General features: G+C 77.3%; 6 protein-coding genes. 1 reads left to right on the top strand and 5 read right to left on the bottom strand.

Annotation, left to right across the window (positions count from 1 at the left end):
* Positions 1-18: 18 nt before the first annotated feature.
* The 4 genes from hpt to dacB all read right to left on the bottom strand — a co-directional run bounded on the left by hpt (position 19) and on the right by dacB (position 4,458).
* Entirely contained in the window at positions 19-573 is a 555-nt protein-coding gene (gene hpt, locus CS2_RS17395; protein ID WP_046530051.1) for a hypoxanthine phosphoribosyltransferase, read from the bottom strand.
* A 3-nt stretch (positions 574-576) separates the two neighbouring features.
* Positions 577-1,824 carry a tRNA lysidine(34) synthetase TilS gene (tilS, locus tag CS2_RS17390; RefSeq protein ID WP_070320920.1) on the bottom strand — a complete coding sequence of 416 codons (1,248 nt, stop codon included), beginning with the start codon at positions 1,822-1,824 and terminating at the stop codon, positions 577-579.
* Between the two features lie 61 nt (positions 1,825-1,885).
* The gene (locus CS2_RS17385) at positions 1,886-2,971 is read right to left on the bottom strand and encodes a zinc-dependent metalloprotease (RefSeq protein WP_070320922.1); all 1,086 of its coding nucleotides are present in this window, start codon (positions 2,969-2,971) and stop codon (positions 1,886-1,888) included.
* A gap of 77 nt (positions 2,972-3,048) precedes the next feature.
* A complete protein-coding gene (gene dacB, locus CS2_RS17380) occupies positions 3,049-4,458 on the bottom strand; it encodes a D-alanyl-D-alanine carboxypeptidase/D-alanyl-D-alanine endopeptidase (protein ID WP_070320921.1) in 1,410 nt (469 codons plus the stop codon).
* Positions 4,459-4,604: 146 nt separating this feature from the next.
* Here dacB and CS2_RS17375 point away from each other — a divergent pair, with 146 nt between their 5' ends.
* Positions 4,605-5,102: an inorganic diphosphatase gene (locus CS2_RS17375; protein ID WP_046530049.1), complete on the top strand. Its 498-nt coding sequence runs from the start codon at positions 4,605-4,607 to the stop codon at positions 5,100-5,102.
* Positions 5,103-5,206: 104 nt separating this feature from the next.
* Here CS2_RS17375 and CS2_RS17370 read toward each other — a convergent pair.
* Positions 5,207-5,669 (bottom strand): C40 family peptidase (locus tag CS2_RS17370; protein ID WP_169798667.1); only part of this gene is annotated, 463 nt, incomplete at its 5' end.

Genomic DNA, 5,669 nt, shown 5'->3' with positions numbered 1-5,669 from the left:
GGCCGGGTGCCGTGCGCGTCAGCCCTGGTAGACGTGCGGCGCGAGCGTGCCGACGAACGGCAGGTTGCGGTACCGCTCGGCGTAGTCCAGGCCGTACCCCACGACGAACTCGGTGGGGATGTCGAAGCCGACGTAGCGCACCGGCACCTCGACCTTGGCGGCCTCGGGCTTGCGCAGCATCGTCGCGATCTCGACCGACGCCGGGCCGCGCGAGCGCAGGTTCGACAGCAGCCACGACAGCGTCAGGCCCGAGTCGATGATGTCCTCGACGATGAGCACGTGCCGGCCCGTGAGGTCGGTGTCGAGGTCCTTGAGGATCCGCACGACGCCCGACGACTTGGTGCCCGAGCCGTACGACGACACCGCCATCCAGTCCATCGACACGTTGCCGCGCAGGCGGCGCGCGAGGTCCGCCATGACCATGACGGCGCCCTTGAGCACGCCCACGAGCAGCAGCTGCTGGCCCGCGTAGTCGGCGTCGATCTGCGCCGCGATCTCGTCGAGGCGCGCGTGCAGCTGCTCCTCGCTCAGCAGGACCCGCTCGAGGTCGTCACCCATGTCCGCCGCGTCCACAGCTCACTCCTGGTCGTCGTGGTCGTCGTGCCGTGCCGCGGGGGCTCCCCGCCCGGCCGGGAGGGCGCCGCCGGAGATGTCCGGTGCGCCGGCCGGCCGCGTCGGCCGGTCCAGGTAGAGCCTGCCACACGCGCGCGTCGCGACCCGGCCGCCCGGCAGGTGGACGGGGCCCTGACCGTGCCAGTCGAGCACGAGCGCCTCGACCGCGAGCACGTGCGCACGGGTGAGCGCACCCGCCGGGCAGCCGACCGCCAGGGCCGCGTCGTGCAGCGCGCGCCGGCGCGTGCCGGGCAGCGCGGCGGCGAGCGTGGCGACGTCGAGCACGACCCCGTCGTCGGTCGCGCCCGGCCGGTCCGACGCACGACCGACGACGGGGTCGGCGGGCGAGCCGACGCGGGCGGCGGCGAGCAGGTGCGCCGCCGCGTCGTCGACGACGTCGGTCGCGTCGGCCAGCGCGTCGGCCGTGCGGGCGAGCGCCTGCGCGACACCCGGCCCGAGGACGCGCTCGAGCAGCGGCAGGACCTCGACCCGCACGCGGCTGCGCAGCGGCAGCACGGCGGGGTCGCCCGCCGACGGCACGGCCTCCCCCGCACCGGGCACGACCGGAACCGGCACGGCCTCCCCCGCACCGGCACCGGTCGTCGCGCCACCGTCGACGGGTCGGCCGTTCGTCGGGTCGTGCCACGGCACGAGCGCCTGCGCGGCGCACGCCGCCTCGGTGTCGACCCGCCGCAGCCCCAGCAGCGGGCGACGCCAGCGGCCCCGCACCGGGCGCATGCCCGCGAGCGCGCGCTCGCCCGACCCGCGCGCGAGGGCGAGCAGCACCGTCTCGGCCTGGTCGTCGAGCGTGTGCCCCAGCAGCACGGCGGCGGCGCCGACCGCGTCGGCGGCGGCGTCGAGCGCGGCGTACCGGGCCGTGCGCGCGGCGCCCTCGGGCCCGCCCGCGGCCCCGACCTCGACCCGCACGACGCGCACGGGCTCCAGGCCCAGAGCACGGCACGCGTCCGCGGCGTCCTGCGCGACGTCGTGCGAACCGTCCTGCAGCCCGTGGTCGACCACCACCGCGCCGGCCCGCAGCGGGCGCCCCGCACGCGCGCGCACCGCGGCCTCCCACGCGAGCCCCGCCGCGAGCGCGAGCGAGTCCGCACCCCCCGAGCACGCGACCAGCACGGTCGCGCCGTCCTCGACGTCCGCGAGCGCGCGGCGCACCGCGACACGCACCGCCGCGACCGCGGGCGGCGGCCCGCTCACGCCCGACCCCGGGGCGCCGTCGTCCGCCCGGACCGGTGACGGAGCGGGCGCGGCGTGCGCGTCACCCGTGGACGCGGCGCACCCACGCGGCGGGGTCGCCGATCTCGGCCGCGCTCGGCAGCGCGTCGGCGCCCGACCACACCGCGTTGAGCCCGTCGAACCCGACACGGTCGCGCACGGCCCGCACGAACGCGGCGCCGTCGCGGTACTGGGCGAGCTTGAGGTCCATGCCCAGCACGCGGCGCACCAGCCGGTCGAGGCCGGTCGCCCGCACGCCCGCGTCCCGTCGGCGCTCGAACGCCCGACGGATCGCCCGCACGCTCGGCACCACCGACGGGCCGACCGCGTCCATCATCACGTCGGCGTGCCCCTCGAGCAGCGACATCACGGCGCCCACCTCGTCGAACACGGCGCGCTGGCGCTCCGTCAGCAGGGACAGGACGCCCCCGTCGCCGTCGGACACCGCGCGCACCAGCGCACCGAGCAGGTCGTCGAGGCGCGGCAGGGTCGGGCGGTGCTCGGCGTCGGGGGCCAGGTCGGCGAGGTCGGACAGCAGCTCCGCCGAGCGCGCCCGCAGGTGGTCCGCGAGCCACGGCGCGGCCGCGAACTGCAGCGCGTGCGTCTGCTCGTGCAGCGCGACCCACAGCCGGAAGTCGGGGCCGTCGACGCCCATCTGACGTTCCGCCGCCAGCACGTTCGGCGCCACGAGCAGCAGCCGGCCCGGGGCGCCCGGGGCGGCCGTGAACGGGTCGTACTGGCCCAGGACCTTGGCCGAGAGCAGCGCGAGCACGCCGCCGACCTGTGCGCCGGCCGCGAGGCGGGCCGCGTCGGGGACGTGCACGGGGCTGCCGTCGCTGCGGGTCGTCAGCGGCTCGGCCATGACGCCGAACACCTCGGCGTTGGCGTGCGCCCAGCGCGCCCGGTCGACCACGAGGACGCGCGACACGGCGGCCGGGTCGCGGCCGTCCGCGGGTGCGATGCCCGCGGTCCCCGCGACGTGGCGGGCCGCGGTCGCCGCGGCGGAGCGCAGGCTCTCGACGAGGTCGACGAGCGTGGCGCGGTCGGCGACGGGTCCGGGTGCGGCGACCCGGCCGGCCAGGCGCGCGGCCGCGCGCCAGTCGACGGGGCCGCGGGCGGTGGGCTGCACCGGCTCACGGTAACCCGGGGCGCCGTGCGGTGCGGGTCGACGGCGCAGCACCGACGGGAGGCCGTCGACCGGGACGCTCAGCGGCAGCCGCAGGACGCGAGCTGCGACACGAACGCGTCGACGGCCTGGCGCGGCGCCCACTGGCCGCCCTCGGGGGTCTGGTCGGCCATGACGACGAACACGAGCTGGCGCCGCTGCGCGTCGAGCGCCGTGCCCGCGAGCGACGTGACGTTCGGCAGCGAGCCGGTCTTGGCGCGCACGAGGCCGCGCGCGTCGGACGTCGTGTACCGCCCCGAGAGCGTGCCGCTGAGCCCCGCGACGGGCATCCCGACCGCGACGTCGCGCAGCGCGGAGTGCTGCGGGTCGGTCGTGAGGCGCACGACGTCGGCGAGCAGCGCGGGCGACAGCGACGAGCCCGCCGCGAGGCCCGACGCGTCGACCAGCCGCGCGCCGGCGGTGTCGACGCCCAGCGTGCTCACCTGGTGCAGCACGGCCTGCGTGCCGCCGTCGAAGCTCGCGGGCAGCCCGGCGTCGAGCGCGACGAGGCGGGACACGACCTCGGTGATGGTGTTGTCGGACGTCTCGAGGAAGTAGTGCACGACGTCGACGAGCGGCGCCGACTCGACGCGCGCGAGCTCGAGGCCGCCCGTGGCGCTGCCGCGGCGCGGCTTCCCGTCGACCGTGACGCCGGCCTCGGCGAGCCGCTGCGCGAACGCCTCGCCGGCCGCGAGCGACGGGTCGGGCGAGCGCGGCACGTACTCGCCGTCGCGCAGCTTGGCGATGTCCACGGCGAGCGCGGTCACCGGTGCGGCGAAGCCGTCCCGCACGTACGACGGGTCCCACCCGGGGCTCTGCGTCGGGCCGGAGAACAGCGTGTCGTCGACGACGAGCCGCACCGTCGTGACGCCCTGCTGCGCGAGCGCCGTCGCGGTCGCGGCGGCGAGGTCGGCGAGGCCCGCGTGCCCGACCGTCGCGGCGGGGTCCCCGGCGCCGGCGGCGAGCATCATGTCCCCGCCCCCGACGAGCGCGATCGTGCCGGCGTCGACGCGGACGACCGTGGTCGGCAGCGTCGTGGCCGGGTCGAGCGCGGTGAGCGCCGCGACGCCCGTGAGGACCTTGGCGGTCGACGCGGGCACGCGGCCGGCGTCGGGCTGGTGGCCGGCCAGCACCTCGCCCGTCAGCTGGTCGACGACGGTCACGCCGACGCTCGGCCCGAGGCGCGCGTCGGTGACGAGCGCGTCGACCAGCGCCTGGACCTGCGGCGCGGCGGGCAGCGGCGCCTGCGGGTCGAGGTCGCCGAGGACGCGCGGCACCGCGGTCGGCTCGACGGCACCGGGAGCGGTCGGGAAGGGCGCCGGGTCGGGCACCGGGGGTGCGAGGGTCACGACCCCGGGGACGACGTCGTAGGCGTCGGCGGTCGCGTAGGCGCCCGCCGCGAGCACCACGACGAGCGTCCCCACGCCTGCGACCCGTGCCGCTGTGGCCATCGTCACCCGCCCGTTCGTCCTGCGGTCCGGTACCGCCGCGCCGGTGCGTCAGACTACTGTCACCTGACGACGGCGCCGGGGAGACGACGCGCCCGCAGGTCGACAGACCCACCGCCACCGGGCGGGGAGCCGTGGAGGAAAGCACAGTGGAGTTCGACGTCACGATCGAGATCCCCAAGGGGCAGCGCAACAAGTACGAGGTGGACCACGCCACCGGGCGCATCCGTCTCGACCGGATGCTGTTCACCTCGACCCGCTACCCCGACGACTACGGGTTCATCGAGGGCACCCTCGGCGAGGACGGCGACCCGCTGGACGCGCTCGTGCTGCTCGAGGAGCCGACGTTCCCGGGCTGCCTGATCCGCTGCCGCGCGCTGGGCATGTTCCGCATGCGCGACGAGGCGGGCGGCGACGACAAGGTGCTGTGCGTCCCGACGGGCGACCAGCGCGCCGCGTGGCGGCAGGACATCGACGACGTGTCCGACTTCCACCGCCTGGAGATCCAGCACTTCTTCGAGGTCTACAAGGACCTCGAGCCCGGCAAGTCCGTCGAGGGCGCGCACTGGGTGGGGCGCGCCGAGGCCGAGGCCGAGATCGAGCGGTCGCGGCAGCGCGCGATCGACGCGGGCTACGACCACCACTGACGCCGCACGACCGACGGCCCGGCCCCCGCAGCGCGCGGGGTCCGGGCCGTCGTCGTCGTGGGCGGCGTCGCCGCGCGTGGCGCAGCGCCGTCAGGGGCGCGCCGTCAGGGGCGGCCCGCGAAGGGCATCGTGCTGCCCCAGCGCATCGACGTCACGCGCACCGGGACGCCGGGCCGGGACGCCTCGACGATCTGCCCGCCGCCGACCCACATCGCGACGTGGTAGATCGTGCTGGGGTCGTTCGTGTTGCTCGCCCAGAACACCAGGTCGCCGGGTCGCAGCTGGTCGTAGCCGATCTTCTGCACCTGGCGGTACTGGTCGCGCGACGTCCGGTTGATGCTCACGCCCGCGGCCTTCCACGCCTGGCCGGTCAGGCCCGAGCAGTCGAAGCCGTCGGGGCCGTTGCCGCCCCACACGTAGGGCAGGCCGACCTTGGACCGGGCCCACTCGACGGCGGCGGCCCCCGAGGCGGCGGAGCCGCGCGAGGAGCCGCTGCCCGCGCCGGGCGCGGGGGCCGGTGCCGGAGCCGGAGCCGGAGCGGGCGCCGGAGCCGGAGCCGGCGCGGGC

The sequence above is a fragment of the Cellulomonas iranensis NBRC 101100 = JCM 18110 genome (assembly GCF_001552375.1).
GTDB classification, from domain to species: domain Bacteria; phylum Actinomycetota; class Actinomycetes; order Actinomycetales; family Cellulomonadaceae; genus Cellulomonas; species Cellulomonas iranensis.
Note: the sequence above shows the minus strand (reverse complement) of the source record. Positions and strands in the feature narration are given on the sequence as shown.

Bases quoted from the DNA above. Each gene is read 5' to 3' on its own strand.
- dacB (WP_070320921.1), bottom strand. From the start codon at position 4,458: ATGGCCACAGCGGCACGGGTCGCAGGCGTGGGGACGCTCGTCGTGGTG.